Origin of the sequence: Agrobacterium sp. NPDC090273, from assembly GCF_044772305.1 — a bacterium.
Taxonomy (GTDB): Bacteria; Pseudomonadota; Alphaproteobacteria; order Rhizobiales; family Rhizobiaceae; genus Agrobacterium.
This window is the reverse complement of record NZ_JBIVYN010000005.1, coordinates 95,398-113,414: the sequence shown is the minus strand read 5'-3', so window position 1 is coordinate 113,414 and position 18,017 is coordinate 95,398. Positions and strand designations below refer to the sequence as shown.

The 18,017-nt window shown below is 56.5% G+C and carries 15 protein-coding genes; 12 read left to right on the top strand and 3 right to left on the bottom strand.

Annotated elements, in window-relative coordinates; translation table 11 throughout:
- Positions 1–50: 50 nt before the first annotated feature.
- The 5 genes from ACIQT8_RS14850 (at position 51) to ACIQT8_RS14830 (ending at position 5,475) form a co-directional block, all read left to right on the top strand.
- Positions 51–1,373 (top strand): alpha/beta hydrolase, encoded by a 1,323-nt coding sequence (locus ACIQT8_RS14850; RefSeq protein WP_400966566.1) that lies wholly within the window; start codon positions 51–53, stop codon positions 1,371–1,373.
- 70 nt (positions 1,374–1,443) lie between these two features.
- Positions 1,444–2,481, top strand: coding sequence for a 4-hydroxyproline epimerase (locus ACIQT8_RS14845; RefSeq protein WP_400966563.1), 1,038 nt, complete (start codon positions 1,444–1,446; stop codon positions 2,479–2,481).
- 173 nt (positions 2,482–2,654) lie between these two features.
- Complete coding sequence (pyrC, locus tag ACIQT8_RS14840; RefSeq protein ID WP_400966560.1) at positions 2,655–3,692, top strand: dihydroorotase; 1,038 nt, start codon at positions 2,655–2,657, stop codon at positions 3,690–3,692.
- 69 nt (positions 3,693–3,761) lie between these two features.
- On the top strand, positions 3,762–4,460 hold the full coding sequence (locus ACIQT8_RS14835; protein WP_138794421.1) for an orotate phosphoribosyltransferase: 699 nt from the start codon (positions 3,762–3,764) through the stop codon (positions 4,458–4,460).
- Positions 4,461–4,548: 88 nt separating this feature from the next.
- On the top strand, positions 4,549–5,475 hold the full coding sequence (locus ACIQT8_RS14830) for a carbohydrate kinase (RefSeq protein WP_400966557.1): 927 nt from the start codon (positions 4,549–4,551) through the stop codon (positions 5,473–5,475).
- Positions 5,476–5,626: 151 nt separating this feature from the next.
- On the opposite strand, the gene pgi is transcribed toward ACIQT8_RS14830, so the two are convergent.
- Both pgi and ACIQT8_RS14820 read right to left on the bottom strand, forming a co-directional pair.
- Positions 5,627–7,252, bottom strand: a complete 1,626-nt coding sequence (gene pgi, locus ACIQT8_RS14825) for a glucose-6-phosphate isomerase (protein WP_262524102.1) — start codon at positions 7,250–7,252, stop codon at positions 5,627–5,629.
- Positions 7,253–7,360: 108 nt separating this feature from the next.
- A complete protein-coding gene (locus tag ACIQT8_RS14820; RefSeq protein WP_400966554.1) occupies positions 7,361–9,070 on the bottom strand; it encodes a long-chain fatty acid--CoA ligase in 1,710 nt (569 codons plus the stop codon).
- A gap of 340 nt (positions 9,071–9,410) precedes the next feature.
- Between ACIQT8_RS14820 and ACIQT8_RS14815 the strand changes: the two genes are divergently transcribed.
- From ACIQT8_RS14815 to ACIQT8_RS14785, 7 genes are all read left to right on the top strand, one after another.
- A complete protein-coding gene (locus tag ACIQT8_RS14815) occupies positions 9,411–10,466 on the top strand; it encodes an ABC transporter ATP-binding protein (protein WP_400966551.1) in 1,056 nt (351 codons plus the stop codon).
- Positions 10,467–10,618: 152 nt separating this feature from the next.
- Positions 10,619–11,635 carry a Fe(3+) ABC transporter substrate-binding protein gene (locus tag ACIQT8_RS14810; protein ID WP_400966548.1) on the top strand — a complete coding sequence of 339 codons (1,017 nt, stop codon included), beginning with the start codon at positions 10,619–10,621 and terminating at the stop codon, positions 11,633–11,635.
- Positions 11,636–11,704: 69 nt separating this feature from the next.
- Positions 11,705–13,381 carry an ABC transporter permease gene (locus ACIQT8_RS14805; protein WP_400966545.1) on the top strand — a complete coding sequence of 559 codons (1,677 nt, stop codon included), beginning with the start codon at positions 11,705–11,707 and terminating at the stop codon, positions 13,379–13,381.
- Between the two features lie 169 nt (positions 13,382–13,550).
- Positions 13,551–15,740, top strand: coding sequence for a TonB-dependent siderophore receptor (locus ACIQT8_RS14800; protein ID WP_400966542.1), 2,190 nt, complete (start codon positions 13,551–13,553; stop codon positions 15,738–15,740).
- Positions 15,741–15,852: 112 nt separating this feature from the next.
- Complete coding sequence (locus tag ACIQT8_RS14795) at positions 15,853–16,134, top strand: DUF2218 domain-containing protein (protein WP_138794429.1); 282 nt, start codon at positions 15,853–15,855, stop codon at positions 16,132–16,134.
- Positions 16,135–16,243: 109 nt separating this feature from the next.
- A complete protein-coding gene (locus ACIQT8_RS14790) occupies positions 16,244–17,125 on the top strand; it encodes a helix-turn-helix domain-containing protein (RefSeq protein WP_400966539.1) in 882 nt (293 codons plus the stop codon).
- An 87-nt stretch (positions 17,126–17,212) separates the two neighbouring features.
- Positions 17,213–17,605, top strand: a complete 393-nt coding sequence (locus tag ACIQT8_RS14785) for a PRC-barrel domain-containing protein (RefSeq protein WP_262524115.1) — start codon at positions 17,213–17,215, stop codon at positions 17,603–17,605.
- 72 nt (positions 17,606–17,677) lie between these two features.
- On the opposite strand, the gene ACIQT8_RS14780 is transcribed toward ACIQT8_RS14785, so the two are convergent.
- On the bottom strand, positions 17,678–17,920 hold the full coding sequence (locus ACIQT8_RS14780; RefSeq protein WP_138794431.1) for a DUF982 domain-containing protein: 243 nt from the start codon (positions 17,918–17,920) through the stop codon (positions 17,678–17,680).
- Positions 17,921–18,017: the final 97 nt, after the last annotated feature.

The window sequence follows — 18,017 nt, the reverse complement described above, 5'->3', positions numbered from 1 at the left end:
GAACGCTTGGCCGTTTTCCGGCTGCTTGTTGGTTGTGGGAGAATGACCTGATGCCCTTTCGCTTCGTGGCCATGATCGCCATCGTTGCTTTGCTTGCCGGGTGCGGCGGGCGGCCCATTGGAGTAATGACGCCAACAGGAACGACTGTGGCAGGCACGACTCCGGTCAACCTTCTAGTCGCGACGACACGCGCGCCATCGGATGATGCGGCCATTCTCTTCGGCGGCGAACGCGGTACTGGCCTGAAGGTCGATGCCGTTACCGTGTCGATCCCGCCTGACGCCAATCGCAAGGTGGGCCAGGTGCAATGGCCGAAAAAGCTGCCGCCCAATCCGCTGAAGGATTTCACGACAGTCTCGGTGGAGCCTATCCCGTCGGAAGCGGCCACGAGAAGCTGGATCGGCCGACATATCCAGAAGGATCGTCGGGTTCTTGTCTTCGTTCACGGCTTCAACAACCGGTACGAGGAATCCGTTTATCGCTTTGCACAGATCGTGCATGATTCAGGCACGGACGTCGTTCCCGTGGTCTTCACCTGGCCGTCTCGCGCCAGCATTTTCGACTACAACTACGACAAGGAAAGCACCAACTATTCGCGTGATGCTCTGGAAGAGATGCTGACGCGTCTGGCGAAAGACAAATCCATCAGTGAAGTCACCGTCATGGCGCATTCCATGGGGACCTGGCTCGCCGTGGAAGCATTGCGCCAGATGGCAATCCGCAATGGTCGCGTCGATCCGAAAATCAGCAATGTCATTCTGGCTGCGCCTGACCTTGATGTGGATGTTTTCAGCCGGCAGTTCGCAAGTCTTGGCAATACGCCGCCCAAGTTCACGCTGTTCGTCTCTCAGGATGATCGGGCACTCAGCCTGTCGCGTCGCATCTCCGGCAATGTTGATCGCCTTGGGCAGATCGATCCGTCCGTTGAGCCCTATCGCAGCGAACTGGAAAAAGCAGGAATCACCGTTCTGGATTTGACCAAGCTTCAATCCGGCGATCGCTTGAATCATGGAAAATTCGCCGAAAGCCCGGAGGTCGTGCGGTTGATCGGTGATCGCCTGATCGCCGGACAGACTGTGACGGATTCGGATGTTGGTTTGGGCGAAGCCTTGGGCGCTGTCAGTATCGGCGCTGCACAAACGGTCGGAACGGCTGCCAGCGTTGTGGTCAGTGCTCCGATCGCCGTCTTCGATCCGCGTACACGCGAGAATTACGGTCGCCAGGTGGAACGGCTTGGCCGGTCGGTTGAAAACACGGTTGGTTCCGTGGGCGATACGGCTGGCGCCGTGGTGGATGAGGACGCACTTCGCGTCTCCGGCCTCAACTGCAATGCGACTGCCAACCGCAACCGGGCCGAATGCCGTAACCGCTGATATCTTTGTGTACAGTTTGTATTTTTGTGGATATGGTCCGGTTCAGACGTAAACTTCCGGAGTAAGTCCCATGCGTTGGAAACGCACCCTCCAGCTTCTCGATGTTCATTGCGAAGGCGAAATCGGCCGTGTCGTGACGGGCGGCGCGCCGAAAATTCCCGGTAATACGGTTGCCGAGCAACTCGACTGGATGAACACCGATCCCAAAGGGCACGCGCTTCGCCGTTTTCTGACTTTGGAGCCTCGTGGTACGCCGATGGGCTCGGTCAATCTTTTGTTGCCGCCGAAGCATCCCGATGCGCACGCTGCTTTTGTCATCCTCCAGCCGGATCAGGCCCATGCGAGCTCAGGCTCGAACTCCATCTGCGCCACCACGGCCTTGCTGGAAAGCGGCATGGTGGAGATGCAGGAGCCGGAAACCGTTGTCATGCTGGAAACAGCGGCCGGTCTGGTAAAGGCAACTGCCACCTGCCGTGATGGCCGCTGCGAGAAGGTGAAGCTCACTATGGTGCCATCCTTCGTGCATGAACTTGATGTCAGCATCGACACGCCCGAATGGGGCAAGGTGACGATGGACATCTCCTACGGTGGCATCTTCTACGCGCTGGTTGACGTCCGCCAGATCGGTCTGACGATCGACAAGGCCAATGCCGCGAAACTGGTTGCGGCCGGCATGACGCTGAAGGACATCGTCAATCGCGAAGTGAAGGTCGTCCATCCGGAGATTCCGGCGATCTCTGGTGTTGCCTATGTGATGTTCCGCGATGTCGATGCCGACGGATCGATCCGCACCTGCACGACCATGTGGCCGGGACGCGCAGACCGTTCTCCCTGCGGCACGGGTAACTCCGCCAATCTTGCGACGCTTTATGCGCGCGGCAAGGTCAAGGTCGGAGATGAATACAAATCGCGCTCCATCATCGGCTCGGAATTTGACGTCGGGCTTTCCGCCGTCACCGAGGTAGCGGGTCGCCCCGCCGTTATCCCGACCATTGCCGGTCGCGGTTTCACCTTCGGGCTACATCAGGTCGGTCTCGATCCATTCGACCCGCTGGCGGATGGTTTTGCCATGACCGATGTCTGGGGGCCGCAGGCCGGCGGCATCTGACGCCTTCCGAAAAAAATGCCATCAACAGCCGCCGATTTGTTTCAGCGGCTGTTTTCTTTTGATGAAAGATGCTAAGCGGGCCGGACTCCAGAAAGCTGTCGGTCTTGTTTTACGCATGTCGTGATCGCAAAACCGCAGCATATTTTGCGCGACATGCTTTAGAGGTTCCCACGATGAAGTCGATCACCCTTCGCCGCCCCGATGACTGGCATCTGCATTTGCGCGATGGCGCCGTTCTGGAAGGTGTGATTGCCGATACAAGTCGCCATTTTGCGCGCGCCATCATCATGCCGAACCTTGTTCCTCCGGTCGTAACGACGGCGGATGCTCGCGCCTATCGTGAGCGGATCGTCAAGGCCATTCCGGCTGGTGACCGTTTCGAGCCGTTGATGACACTTTACCTGACCGAAGACACAAATGCTGACGACGTCGAGGAAGGCAAGAAAAGCGGTCTGATCCATGCCGTCAAACTTTACCCGGCTGGTGCCACCACGAACTCGCATGGCGGTGTCAGGGACCTGAACAAGGTCGCGCCGGTGCTGGAGCGCATGGCAAAAATTGGTCTGCCACTGTGCGTACATGGCGAAGTCACGACGCCGGAAGTCGATATCTTTGACCGCGAGAAAGCCTTTATCGACACCGTTCTGGAACCGCTTCGTCAGCGCCTGCCGGAACTGAAAGTGACGATGGAGCATGTCACGACCAAGGATGGCGTGGATTACATCAAGTCCTCCAAGGCAAATCTCGCTGGTTCCATCACCACGCACCACTTGATCATCAACCGTAATGCCATTCTGGTTGGCGGTATCAAGCCGCATTATTATTGCCTGCCTGTTGCCAAGCGTGAGGAACATCGTCTGGCGTTGCGCGCCGCCGCCATCTCCGGCGATGCGCGCTTCTTCCTCGGCACGGACTCCGCCCCGCATGTCGATCCGCTGAAGGAATGCGCCTGCGGTTGCGCCGGTATCTATACATCGATCAATACGATGAGCTGCCTTGCTCACGTTTTCGAGCAGGAAAACGCTCTCGAGAAGCTGGAAGCCTTCACCTCGCTGAACGGCCCTGCATGGTACGGCCTGTCGCCAAACAAAGACACCATCACCCTGGTCAAACGGGAGGAGCAGGTCAGCTTCCCCGACAAGATCGAGACCGGCGCCGGACTGGTAACGGTCTTCGATCCGATGTTCCCGCTTCACTGGGACGTCCAATAAATCCTTCAATTGCTGCCGGATTCTCCGGCAGTTTTTATATGCACTGATGACGAAAAGAGGAAAACGCCGATGTCCCAGTTCACATTTACCGATCGCGCCGTGGTGGCGGAGCTTGTCGCAAAGATGCTGTGGGAGATAAAGGCGGTTCATTTCAATTCGGAAAGCCCCTACACCTTCGCATCGGGCATGAAGAGCCCTGTCTACATCGACATGCGCAAGCTGATTTCCTATCCGCGTATTCGTTCTGCGGTGATGGACTTCGCGGCGGCGAAGATCGTGGCCGATGCGGGCTTCGAGAAATTCGATTGCGTGGCCGGTGGTGAAACGGCGGGCATTCCTTTTGCCGCCTTCCTTGCCGAGCGCCTCGGTCTGCCGATGATCTACTGCCGCAAGAAACCGAAGGGCCACGGCCGTAATGCACAGATCGAAGGCCATATGCCCGAAGGTGCACGCGTTCTCGTTATTGAGGATCTGACGACAGCCGGCGGTTCGATGTTTACCTTCATCGACGCCATTCGTGCAGCCGGTGGCATCGTCGACCACGGCATCGCGCTGTTTTACTACGGCATCTTCAGGGAAGCCGAGGCGCGCTTTGCCAATGGCAATGTGGCGCTGCACTACCTCAGCACCTGGCGCGATGTTCTTGCTGTGGCGCGCAAGGAAAAACTGTTCGATGACAAGACCTTGTCCGAAGTCGAGGCCTTCCTCGACAACCCGCTGCCGTGGTCGGCAAAGCATGGTGGCGTCAGCGAATTGCCGCAATCGTAATTTGGGATGGCGTGTGGCTGGCCTTTTCGCCAGCCATCGTCTAAATCGATTTAAGTCCATTTGATTTTATGGTTTGAGGAGGACCGTGATGATCCTGTGTTGTGGTGAAGCCCTTATCGACATGCTGCCTCGGCAGACAACGTTGGGAGAGGCGAGTTTTGCCCCTTACGCAGGTGGTGCGGTCTTCAATACGGCGATTGCGCTCGGTCGCCTCGGTGTGCCCTCGGCTTTTTTCTCGGGCATTCCCGATGACATGATGGGTGAAATTCTGAAGGATACCCTGAAGGCCAGCAACGTTGACTTCAGCCTGTGCGCCTTCTCCAACCGCCCGTCGACGATCGCCTTCGTCAAGCTGGTGGATGGGCACGCGACCTACGCTTTTTATGACGAAGGTACCGCCGGACGTATGTTGTCGGAAGATGATTTGCCGGCACTTGGAGCAGATTGCGAGGCCATGCATTTCGGTGCCATCAGCCTCATTCCCGAGCCATGCGGCAGCACCTATGAGGCGCTGTTGGTGCGCGAGCATGACAAGCGCGTCATCTCGCTTGATCCCAATATTCGCCCCGGCTTTATCAAGGACAAGCAGAAACATCTCGAGCGCATCAGCCGCATGGCGGCGATGTCCGACATCGTGAAGTTCTCCGACGAGGATCTGGCCTGGTTCGGGCTGGAGGGTGATGAAGATACGCTTGCCCGCCATTGGCTGCATCATGGCGCAAAACTGGTTGTTGTCACCCGTGGCGCCAAAGGTGCGGTTGGTTATACATCGAACCTGAAGGTTGAAGTCGCATCCGAACGCGTTGAGGTCGTCGATACCGTTGGTGCGGGTGATACATTCGATGCCGGCATTCTCGCTTCGCTGAAAATTCAGGGTCTGCTGACAAAGGCGCAAGTCTCCGTACTGACGGAAGAGCAGATACGCAAAGCGCTCGCCCTTGGTGCCAAGGCTGCTGCGGTAACGGTTTCGCGCGCCGGTGCAAATCCGCCATGGGCGCATGAGATCGGGCTCTAAATCCATAGCACGGTCTCTGAATCAGCGTGTCCGCAACCGGCTCGCTGCGTCGTAGTTGTTGTTCCGCGACAGACCGATTCAACCAAGACCTTGAATGAGAAAAGCCGGAAGTTTCCTTCCGGCTTTTGCATATGATCGTGTCAGTGTTTTTTTACTTCGCCAAACCTGCCAGCGTCGCGACGAGACCCTGAGTCGAGCTGTCATGGCCGGCAGCGCTTTCCTTGCCTTCGACAACGGGCAGCAGGCCGGTTGCCAGCTCCTTGCCGAGCTCAACGCCCCACTGGTCGAAGGAGTTGATGCGGAACAGGACGCCTTCCACGAACACACGGTGCTCATAGAGAGCGATGAGGCGGCCGAGCGCGAATGGCGTCAGCTTGTCATAGACGAAGGTGATCGAGGGGCGGTTGCCGGTAAAGACACGGTGTGGCGCGATGAAGTCGGCCAGTTTGTCTTCCATTCCCTTGGACGTGAGCTGAGCCTTCGCTTCTGCCAACGTGCGGCCCTTCATCAGTGCTTCGGACTGTGCAAGGCAATTGGCGATGAGAAGCTGGTGCTGGTGGCGCAATTCAGGCTCGAAGCCGTTTGCCGCGATCATGAATTCAGCCGGAATGACGCTCGTGCCCTGGTGGATGAGCTGGTAGAAAGCGTGCTGGCCATTGGTGCCGGGTTCACCCCAGACGACAGGGCCAGATTGACCTTCAACCGGCGTACCGTCGATGGTGACACCCTTGCCGTTGGATTCCATGTCGAGTTGCTGCAGGTAAGCCGGGAAGCGCGACAGGCGCTGATCATAAGGCAGGATCGCCCGTGTCGGATAATCGAGCACGTTGCGATGATAGAAGCCGATGAGGCCAAGCAGCATCGGCAGGTTTTCGCGGACTGGCGCTTCGCGGAAGTGCTTGTCCATGGCGTGCGCGCCATCGAGGAACTTGCCGAAGTTTTCCGGGCCAATGGCAATCATCAGTGGCAGACCGATGGCCGACCAGATCGAATAACGTCCGCCGACCCAATCCCAGAAACCGAAGACGCGGTCGCTTTCGATACCGAACGCCGAGACTTTCTCAAGGGCGGTGGAAACCGCCGCGAAATGATGCTTGACGGCGCTTTCACCGAGCTTGTCGGCGATAAACTTGCGGGCCGTTGCCGCATTCGTCATCGTCTCGATCGTCGTGAACGTCTTCGAAGCGATGATGAAAAGGGACGTTTCCGGGTCGATCAGCTTCAGCGTATCGGCAATGTGCGCACCGTCGATGTTGGAAACGAAATGCGCGCGTGGGCCATCGTGGAATGGAGCTAGTGCCAGCGTCGCCATCACTGGGCCGAGGTCGGAGCCGCCGATGCCGATATTGACAACGTCGGTGATTTTCTTGCCGGTCGAACCCTTGAGAAAGCCCGAGCGGATTGCATCGGCAAACTTGCCCATCGACGCCAGAACGCTGTTGACGTCAGACATCACGTCCTTGCCGTCGACCAGCACTGGTGTGTTCGAACGGTTGCGCAATGCGGTATGAAGAACGGCACGGTCTTCGGTGAAGTTGATGGCCTTGCCGGTAAACATTTCTTCGCGCTTGGCTTCAACGCCGCCTTCGACTGCCAGCTTCTCAAGCAGTGCAATGATGTCGTCGTTCACGGCGCATTTCGAATAGTCCATCAGCAAGTCATCGAATTTTGCGCTGAAACGGCTGAATCGCTTGTCGTCGGCCGCAAAGGCGGCACGAAGATCGGTTGCGGCAGTGCTGCTCGCCGTTGCTTTCAGTTTTTCGATGATGGCCTGCATTTTATGCTCCTCGGCTCCGTGGAAGGATGAGGAAACTATTCTCTTTCAGTCGTCCAAATCAAGGCGACTTTGACAAAAGAAAAGAGCCGGTCTCCCGGCTCTTTCGGTTCAGTTGAGATTGCGCAATTCGCGCCGCAAAATCTTCCCGACATTGGATTTGGGAAGTTCGCTGCGGAACTCGATGATCTTCGGTCTTTTGTAGTTGGTCAGGCTTTTGGCGCAGAAGGCTTTCAGGTCCGCTTCGGTCAAGGCGGGGTCTTTCTTGACAACGAACAGCTTGACGATTTCTCCAGAGTGTTCGTCGGGAATGCCAATTGCGGCGCATTCCAATACACCCGGATGAGCCGCAGCCACTTCCTCAACCTCGTTCGGGTAAACGTTGAAGCCGGAAACGAGAATCATGTCCTTCTTCCGGTCTACAATCTTGGTGTAACCGCGATCGTCCATGAAGCCCATGTCGCCGGAACGGAAAAAGCCGTCCGCGGTCATGACCTTGGCCGTCTCGTCCGGTCGCTGCCAATATCCGGCCATCACCTGCGGTCCGCGAATGCATATTTCGCCGATGTCGCCCGACGGAAGGCTGTTGCCATCTTCATCACGAATATCGATTTCCGTCGAGGAGATCGGCAGGCCGATCGTGCCGCTGAATTCTGCTGCATCCAGCCGGTTGACGGTCGCAACAGGCGACGTTTCCGAAAGACCGTATCCTTCTGTGATCGGGCAGCCGATCATCGCCAGCCAGCGCTCGGCAACCGGTCTTTGCACCGCCATGCCGCCGCCCAGAACGAGGATCAGCGACGAGAGATCGAGCTTGCGGAAATCCTCATTGTTCATCATGGCGTTGAACAGCGTATTGATACCGGGGAAGATATGCGGCCGGTAGTGCGACAGCTCCTTCACGAAGCCCGGAATATCGCGAGGATTGGCGATCAAGAGATTATGGCCGCCGAGAGCAATGCCCATCAGCGAGTTTACGGTCAGCGCGAAAATGTGGCAAAGCGGCAATGCGCAGACGAAGTTCAGAACCTCGGGGCGGTTCTTGGTTGCGAAGGCTGCATCAAGCCACAGGCTGATCTGCATCTTGTTGGCCAGGAGATTGGCATGGGTAAGCACCGCACCCTTCGAGATGCCTGTCGTACCGCCCGTGTACTGCAGGAAGGCGATATCCTGCGGCCCCAGCGCAGCCGGCTTCAGCTTGAGGTTTTCTCCTTCATGCAGTGCCGTTTTGAATGTCACTGACGCGGGGATGGCATATGCCGGAACCAGCTTCTTGACCTTGCGCACCACAAGATTGACGAGATGCCCTTTCAGCCCCAGAAGGTCGCCCATGGCCGCAATCACCACATGTCGCACGGCGGTTCTGGGAACGGCCTGTTGTGCGACATGCGCGAAGTTTTCCAGCACGAACAGTGCCTTGGCACCGGAATCCTTCAACTGGTGCTCAAGCTCTCTGGGGGTGTAGAGCGGGTTGACATTGACCACGATCATTCCCGCCCGCAGAATGCCGTATACGACAACAGGGTTTTGCAGGATATTCGGCATCATCACCGCGACGCGGTCGCCTTTTTCCAGTCCACGCGATTGCAGCCAGGCCGCAACAGAACGCGTCATCTGGTCGAGTTCCCGATAGGAGATCGACTTTCCCATGCTGGAAAAGGCTTTCCTGTCGGAAAACTGCGCGCAGCTTTTCTCGAGAAGGTCGACAAGCGAAGCATGGCTTGGCGCGGGAATCTCTGAAGGGACACCCGGCGGGTAAGACGCCAACCAACGTTTTGCTACGTTGGCATTTTCCTGGTGGCCCAGGGTCATTTCACTCATGCTTCTCCTCCCAGAGTCTCCGTTGCATCAGGCGTTCTTATCAACGCCTTGGACGCATCAAACTGTTTTCATCCGCAAATGCCGGGCGATCAATCCCAATCATCGACATCAATGCGGTGCCACCGGGTTGGCCGCTCCTCCTGCTTTCCGGTGACGATGATAGACGTGTTGCGACGCATCGTCCATCAGTGAACAAAACGTATTTAACTCTAACGTAAACGTCAATATTGCTGCCAAGAATGTTGTGCGCCTTCACTGAGGCGTGTGCGGCGGCGAGATTTTGACTTTAATCCTGATTTGAGCGATCAACATAATCAGTGACGAGAAGGCAGGACTGGAAATGGCAGGCAGTGCAGCGCTTGAACTGAAGGCGGTTGGAAAAAGCTACGGCGGCATGAACGTGCTGTCCGATATCGACCTGACTGTCGAGCGCGGCGAGATCATCTGCCTCGTTGGCCGCTCTGGCTGTGGAAAATCGACGCTGCTGCGCATTGTTGCCGGCGTGGAAACACCGGAGCAGGGCGCCGTCTTTCTGAATGGTACCGAGGTTGCCGGTCCTTCCGTTTTTGTGGAGCCCGAAACGCGCAACATCGGCTTCGTGTTTCAGGACTACGCGCTTTTCCCGCATCTGACGGTCGAACGGAACGTGATGTTTGGCCTTAAATCTCTGCCGAAGGCGCAAAAGCGCCAGCGGGCAGAAGAGATGATCCATCATGTTCACCTTCAGGATCTGGCCAAACGCTACCCGCATACGCTTTCGGGAGGGGAGCAGCAGCGTGTTGCGCTGGCGCGCGCGCTTGCGCCGCAGCCCAGCCTTTTGCTGATGGATGAACCTTTTTCCAATCTGGATCGCGGTTTGCGAGACAGCGTGCGCGAAGAGACGCTTGGGCTGCTTCGCCAATTGGGAACAACCGTAATCATGGTCACACACGATCCGGAAGAGGCTTTGTCTGCCGGCGACCGCGTCGTGTTGATGCAGCATGGCCGGATCGTGCAGGTCGGTACGGGTTATGAAATGCACGACCATCCCGAGACCCGCTACGCGGCCGACTTCTTCTGTGCCTTCAACAAGATCAATGGCACGGTCAGCCAGGGCAAGGTTTCAACGCCACTCGGTCTTATAGGCGATGCCTCCCATTTTTCCGAGGGGCAGGCGGCCATAGCCTACGTCCGTCCCAATGCGATTTCGATCCTTGAGGACCATGACGTCAAGGACGGTATTGCAGGTGAGATATCGAGCCGCGTCTTCCTTGGCGAAATCGAGCAGCTCGGAATTGCCGTGCCCGGTCTGGCGCACGATCTTCGCGTCAGGACAATGCGACGCACCCCCACCAAAACAACGGCGGTCCGTTTCGGTATCGATCCTTCGGGCGTGTTGATATTTACCACAGGTTGAATAGAGAGTTTTTGCCTCGCCTGTCGGGCTGATTTTCAACTTTTGGTGATCGTAACGGCTGCCTGAATGTCCAGATAAAACTTGATTTGATGCATCAGGTATGATGTCTGCTGCCCATCTTGTGTGACGTTTAAGAGGGAGTAGACGATACCATGACAAAGCTTTCCAACATTGCCCTGCTTGCAAGCACGGCTGCCTTTTCTGCCGGCACAGCCGCTGCGGCCGAATTGAACATCTACACAACCCGCGAGCCCGGCCTTGTCCAGCCGCTTCTCGATTCCTTTACGGCATCAAGCGGTATCAAGGTCAACACCGTGTTTTTGAAGGACGGTCTTGCAGAGCGCGTGTTGAGCGAAGGAGCGAGTTCGCCAGCAGATATTCTTATGGCAGTTGATGCCGGCAATCTTGTCGACCTGGCTGAAAAGGGCGTAACGCAGCCGGTGGAATCCGAGGTTCTGACCAAGGCAATTCCGGCGGAGCTTCGCGATGGAAAAGGCAACTGGTTTGCCTTGTCGATGCGCGCACGCGTCCTCTATGCGGCTAAGGACGTCGACTTGACCTCGTTCAACTACGAGGATCTGGCGGACTCCAAATGGAAGGGCAAGGTCTGCATCCGCTCTGGCCAGCACCCATACAACACCGCGCTTTTTGCAGATTACATTGCCCACCACGGTGCTGAAGAGACCGAAAAGTGGCTTGCAGGTGTGAAGGACAATCTGGCGCGCAAGGCTGGCGGCGGTGATCGCGACGTTGCCAAGGATATTCTCGGTGGCATTTGCGATATCGGTATCGCCAATTCCTACTATGTCGGCCTGATGCGCTCCGGCAAGGGCGGTGAGGAACAGGTCAAGTGGGGCGACGCGATCAAGGTAGTTCTGCCGACCTTTAAGGACGGCGGTACGCAGGTCAACATCAGCGGCGCAGCCGTCGCCAAGAATGCACCGAACAAAGCCGAAGCCGTCAAGCTACTGGAGTATCTCGTTTCGGATGAAGCCCAGAAGATCTACGCCGAAGCCAACTATGAATATCCGGTCAAGCAGGGTGCTGCTCTGAACGAGATCATTGCCTCTTTCGGTACCTTGAAGATCGATAACAAGCCGCTGACGGAAATCGTCTCCCATCGCAAGCAGGCGAGCGAGTTGGTCGACAAGGTTGGCTTCGACAACTAAACGTCGAATTCACAATGAAAAGAGGGCGCTCGCTGATGCGGGCGCCTTTGCCTGTTTGTAGAAAAGCGCATGATCTCAGACACCATTCAGCGACCAGTAGCGCGCACCGGGACAAGGTTTCGCTCCTCGTTCTGGTGGCTCTGCCTGTCGTTGCTTGCCGCGATTGCCTCGATGGTTCCGGTGCTGGCGCTGGTTTCGCAGGCCATTCAGGGCTCTGAGGGGCTCTGGGCACATTTGCGATCGACCGTTCTGATGACGGCGCTGCCGGAAACGGTCGTTCTCTTGGCGGGTGTCGGCCTGTTGGCGGGGGTGGTCGGAACCTGTTCCGCCTGGCTTGTCACCGCTTATGACTTTCCAGGGCGAAAAATGTTGGAATGGGCGTTGCTGTTGCCGCTTGCCATGCCGACCTACATCGTCGCTTATGCCTATCTGGATATTCTCCACCCGATTGGCCCCGTGCAGGGTGCTGTCAGGTGGCTGCTTGGATACTCCAGCCCTCGGGAATTCCGCCTGCCGGATATACGCTCCATGGCAGGCTGCATCATTCTTCTCGGTTTTGTTCTCTTCCCCTACATCTACATTCCTGTCCGGGCCATGTTTCTGACGCAGGCCGGCAATCTCCTTGAAGCGGCCCGCATGCTTGGCGTCTCGCGCCATGCCGCATTCATGAAGGTTGCAATTCCCTTGGCGCGACCGGCCATCGCCGTCGGGGTCAGTCTCGCCCTGATGGAGGCGTTGAATGATATTGGCGCTTCGGAGTTTCTCGGCGTTCGCACCCTCACAGTCTCCGTCTACACCACCTGGATCACCAAATCCGATCTGCCGGGTGCCGCGCAAATTGCGCTATTCATGTTGTTTATCGTTGTCGGTCTGGTGGCATTGGAGCGGTGGGCTCGGCGCAAGCAGCGATATGCTTCTTCAGCGCAGAAAAACAGAGAACTGGAACCGGTCAGGCTTTACGGCCTGAAGGCCTTGGCAGCGCTTGGCCTCGGTATGGTGCCCGTCGTCATCGGCTTTATTGCACCCGCCACCTATCTCGTGGTTGAGGCCTGGAAGCGTTTTCAGTTCAATGGTCTTTCGGCACGCTTTGCCAGTGAAGCGCTCAACACCATCGTTTTTGCTGGCATCGCAACTCTGATGACGGTTTTCTTCGGACTTGTCGTCGCCTATGCCATGCGGCTTGCTCCTGGTCGAGCTTCGCTCTGGTCGTTTCGGTTTTCAACGGTAGGATACGCAGCACCGGGAACGGTAATTGCAATTGGTGTGCTGATTGCACTGGGCGGCTTCGACCGTTTTCTCGATGCAGGCATGAAAGAGATTTTTGGCATTTCCACCGGTCTGCTTATGATCGGCAGTGGTGCAGCCCTGATTTACGCCTATACGGCGCGCTTTCTGACCATCGCGGCGGGTGGCATTGATACAGGATTGAGCCGCATTCCCCTGTCCTTCGACCATGCATCTCGCACCCTTGGACGCTCGGCTACTCAGACCTTTCGACAAATTCATCTGCCGCTATCCAGAGCATCTCTGGCTGCTGCAGGCCTTCTGGTCTTTGTGGATTGCGTCAAGGAATTGCCCGCAACGCTGCTGTTGCGACCGCTGAACTTTGAAACCTTTGCTACCCATCTTTACGGGGAAGCTGCGCGCGGCACCTATGAGGAAGCATCGATTGCGGCCTTGGCAATCGTCTGTATCGGGATTCTCCCTGTCATGTTGCTCGCAAGTGTGGGCCGGCGCAGAGCGTAAGGTTGCGTTGCCTCGCGATCGTGTTTTGCGGCGCAAGAGGCCAAGAAGCTTCAAATCCTGCCAGAAATGAACAAGCGTTCCGCCTTATTCCTGATGTAAATACTCATCTTAATGAGGTGTTGCGGCTTGTCGAAATTGTGACTGCCGCCGGTATGTTTTGGGGCATGTCTTGAAAAATTTGAACGTGGCGTTTTTGAGCCGCCTGGCAACAGGCTCGGCAATCGCAATTTGCATGCTGCCTCTGTCGGCGAATGCGCAGGACACAACTGTTCTGCAGCAGATTACCGTTGAGGGGCAGGGAACGCAAAACGCCACGGGCCCTGTTAGAGGTTATGTTGCGAAAAAAACCGCGACTGGTTCCAAAACCAATACGGACACCAAGGACATACCGCAGTCTGTCTCGGTTGTCGGACGCGAGGAGATGAACAATCGCGGCGTCGTTACCAAGGTCGACGAGGTACTGCGCTACACGCCTGGCGTCACGGCCGAGCCTTTCGGTACAGATCCTGATACGGACTGGTTCTACATCCGCGGTTTTCAGGCAACTCAGACTGGCGTCTTCCTGGATGGCCTGAACCTGTTCAGCTACGGTTTCGGCGGCTTCCAGATGGATGCATATGGCCTGGAACGTGTCGAGGTTCTGAAGGGTCCGGCTTCTGTCCTTTATGGCGGCGCGAATCCTGGCGGTATCGTGCAGATGGTCAGCAAACGTCCGCAAGACGAACCGATCCGCGAAACGGAAATCGGCATCAACAATTTCGGCAATGCCTTCTTTGGGTTCGATCTTGGCGACAAGGTCGATGAACAGGGTGTGTGGAAATATCGTGTGACCGGCAAAGTCTCTGGCGGCGACAACTACACCAATTATTCTGAAGATCTGCGCGGTTTCATCATGCCGCAGGTGACCTTCGAACCCGATGCGCAAACCAGCGCGACAATCTATGGATATTTCTCGGCGCTCGATCAGACCCATGTTGGCAATGGCTTCCTGCCCTATGTCGGCACGGTTGTGGATGCGCCCTTCGGCAAGTTGAGCCGCGAAGCATTTTATGGCGAACCTGATCTCGACAACGGACGTGTTTATCAGTCGATGGTCGGTTACGAAGTCAGCCACGAATTCGACAATGGCTGGAAGCTGAGCCAGAACGCGCGGTATGGACATCTCTACAAGCGTGAAACCGGACCCTACACGGGCGGCTGGGCGAACGCGGATGCGAACGGTCAGCCGATCCTTGACGCAACCACCGGCGACTACATGCTGACGCGCTTCGGTTATGACGGTCTTTCCAAGGTGGACAGCTTCGGCATCGATAACCGTGCCGAACGCGAGTTTGACACCGGTGCGATCAGCCATTCGCTGCTTCTCGGTCTCGACTACAAATATTACAAGCTCGATCAGGTGCAGAAGTGCTGCGGGTCCAACCCGATCGGTGCGCTCAATCCTATCTACGGCTCAACACAGGGCACGAATTTTACCTACGCCGACAATGTCGTGACGCAGCAGCAGATCGGTATCTATGCGCAGGACCAGTTGCGTTTCGGCGATGGTTGGCTGGTAACCTTGAACGGTCGATATGACTACGTCGACACGAAACTTGACAATCGTCTGCCGTCCGGCGTGTCGCGCCGTTCCAACGATGACGCCCTGAGCGGTCGTGCTGGTCTTGCTTATGAGTTCGACAATGGGCTGACACCCTATGTCTCGGCAGCGACATTCTTCAATCCGCTGATCGACACGCTGGCCGACGGCAGCGCCGCAGTGCCGGAAGAAGGGCACCAGTTCGAGGCCGGTTTGAAATACGAGCCCAGTTTCTTTGATGGCAGCATCACCGCTTCCGTCTTCAAGCTGGTCAAGCAGAATGCCATCGTGTCTTACACAGCCGGCGGTATCACCACCAGCGGCCAGTTCGGCGAGGTGGAATCCACCGGCTTCGAGCTGGAGGCGAAGGCCAATCTGAATGAGAACTGGAAGGCGATTGCGTCCTATTCTTATACGGACCTCGATATTACCAAGGATGCCAACCCCAACCTGATCGGCAAATCGCCTTGGATCGTGCCGAACCATGCGGCGTCGCTGTGGCTGGACTACGCCTTCACCAACGATGCGCTGCAGGGTCTCAGCATTGGTGGTGGCGTGCGTTATCAGGGCAAGTCCTGGGCTGACGCGGAAAATACGCTGCGTGTTCCCGATGCGGCTGTTTTCGATGCGGCTATCCGTTACGAAAAGAATGACTGGACCGCATCCGTCAACGTGTCGAACCTGTTTGACAAAGAATACGTCAAGAGCTGCGGCGGGGCTTCCGTTTGCGGTTGGGGTGACAGCCGGACGATCACCTTCAAGCTGTCGAAGAAGTGGTAAGCTAGAGCCGACCGCGCTTTGATTACCAACTCTTCATTTGAGTTTGCCTTCCCGGGCCCATAAAAGATGACTGTAAAAGTCTTGTTGAAATATCCCGGGAAGGAAACGCTTCATGCTGGAAGCCAGAGCCGAATTGAAAACCGAAAGCGGCAGCAAATATCTTGTGCAACTGTTCAAGCATTTCGCCCACAAGATCGAGGTGACCTATAACGAAGCCCATGGTGAGTGCCAGTTTGATTTCGGTGCGGCAAAACTGGATGCAGAGCCTGAAAAATTGAAGATCTTCGTTTCCGCACCCGATGCCGAGAAACTGGACCGCGCGAAATCGGTTGTCGAAAGTCACCTGCTTCGGTTCGCGTTTCGCGAGAAGGTCGAAAGCCTGAGCTGGCAGTAAAAACTGCAAAAGGCGGCTGCTGTTGCGGTCGCAACTTTTTGCCGCTATAAACATGAATATTGAACTCATGTTTATAGCGCGTAATCGCGCCTGTCGGGATAGAGACGCGATGGCATTCCGCGTTCGCATGGAAAATGAAATCGAGGGTTTTGCCGTTGTCGGCGGGCCGCGCTCGCGCATGTGGAACGGTATTGTCGCCGATCTCTGGGACGTTCGCTGCGCACCCCGCGCAGGCGGTCGTTATGTTGGCAAAGACCCGCGCTTCGTCTTCTTGCTGGATATGAACGGGAAGGACGACAGCCGGTTCATGATGAACCGCTGCCGCCGTGACAGCTATACGGCGTCACACGCAAACAGGATTTCTTTCGTTCCTGCCGATGTGGATGTCTATGCGGAGCTGAAGGACGTTTCCTTTGTGCGCCATCTCGATCTGCATTTCGATGCCGGATTGCTGGGGACGCGATTGTCCCAAGGGTTTGACCCGGAGGCGCTGCTCGATCCGCACCTGATGTTCGAAGACGAGCGCTTGCTGACGCTCGCCCGGCTTATCGCGGCCGAGTGTGACAATCCCGATCCGTTGCATGATCTCTACGGCGAAAGCCTGGTGCTGGCCCTGTTGACGGATTTTCTCAAGGTGAAACGCGAACCTGCCAGAAAGCGCAGCAAACTCGCTGCCTGGCAGCTCAGGGCCGCCACCGATCATATTCGCGAAAACTGCCTTCGCTCCATTCGTCTTGAGGAACTGGCGGAACTGACCAACCTGTCACAGTCGCATTTCAGCCACGCCTTCAAGGCATCGACCGGCCTGCCGCCGCACCAGTGGCAAATGCAGGCACGTATCGATCGTGTCAAAGAGTTGATGGCAAAGGCGGAGATGCCGCTGACCGACATTGCGGTTGTCGCGGGGTTCGCGGATCAAGCGCATTTTTCACGCGTATTCCGCAAGATGGTTGGCGTTTCCCCATCGGCCTGGCAGCGAAGCCGCCAGTAGGCGCCTATAAAAAAGCCGGAACGATTTCCGGACACATGGGTTTACCAGACGTGACACCAGAGAGGAAAAATCGAAAGGAGTTACGTCATGTTGCATAACGAACCCCGCGCCGGACAGGACCCCTATGTCAAGGATACGCCGAGCCTTATCGCGAGCGATAAGGTAGAAGGCACCCGCGTTTACGGTGCCGACGGCAAACATATCGGTTCCATTCAGCGCGTCATTCTCGAAAAGCATGGTGGTCGTGTTGCTTACGCGGTCCTTAGCTTCGGTGGCTTCCTGGGGATTGGCGATGACTACTATCCGCTACCATGGGAAAAGCTCCACTACGATGAAGAGCTTGATGGCTACCGCATCGATCTGACCAAAGAGCAGATTGAAAACGCACCGCATTTTGCTGAACTCGACGATGCAGCGCTTCTGAATGCCAAGGACCGTAAGGTTTACGATTACTACGGCGTCTCGCCATACTGGATGTAGTGTTTACGGCAGATCGTCGAATACACGAAGAAAACGGCCCGAATGGGCCGTTTTTTATGGGTTGTTTTCTCATCAATGGGTCTTGTTTTGAACTTCAGACACCGCATCGGTGAAACATCTGCGGGCTTCCTCTGGAGACTTGCGTCCATCGAGCGCAGCTCTGCAGGCGCTTCGCGCTTTTACGAAGCTGAGCCCGCGTGTATTCGGCCAGCGCTCCGTCAGTAGTGCCAGTGCTTCCAGCGGACCAACAACCGTATTCTTGCCGCAAGCCTCAAGGTTGACTTCAACGGGTTCTGTCCATCTTTCGTTCTTCATCGTGCACCTCCCAGAGCAACGCGACACCGAAATTCATTCACAGCAACCAAAAAAGGGAACGCCGCCTTGAAGCGGGCTCCTCTTTTTAAGAATATTC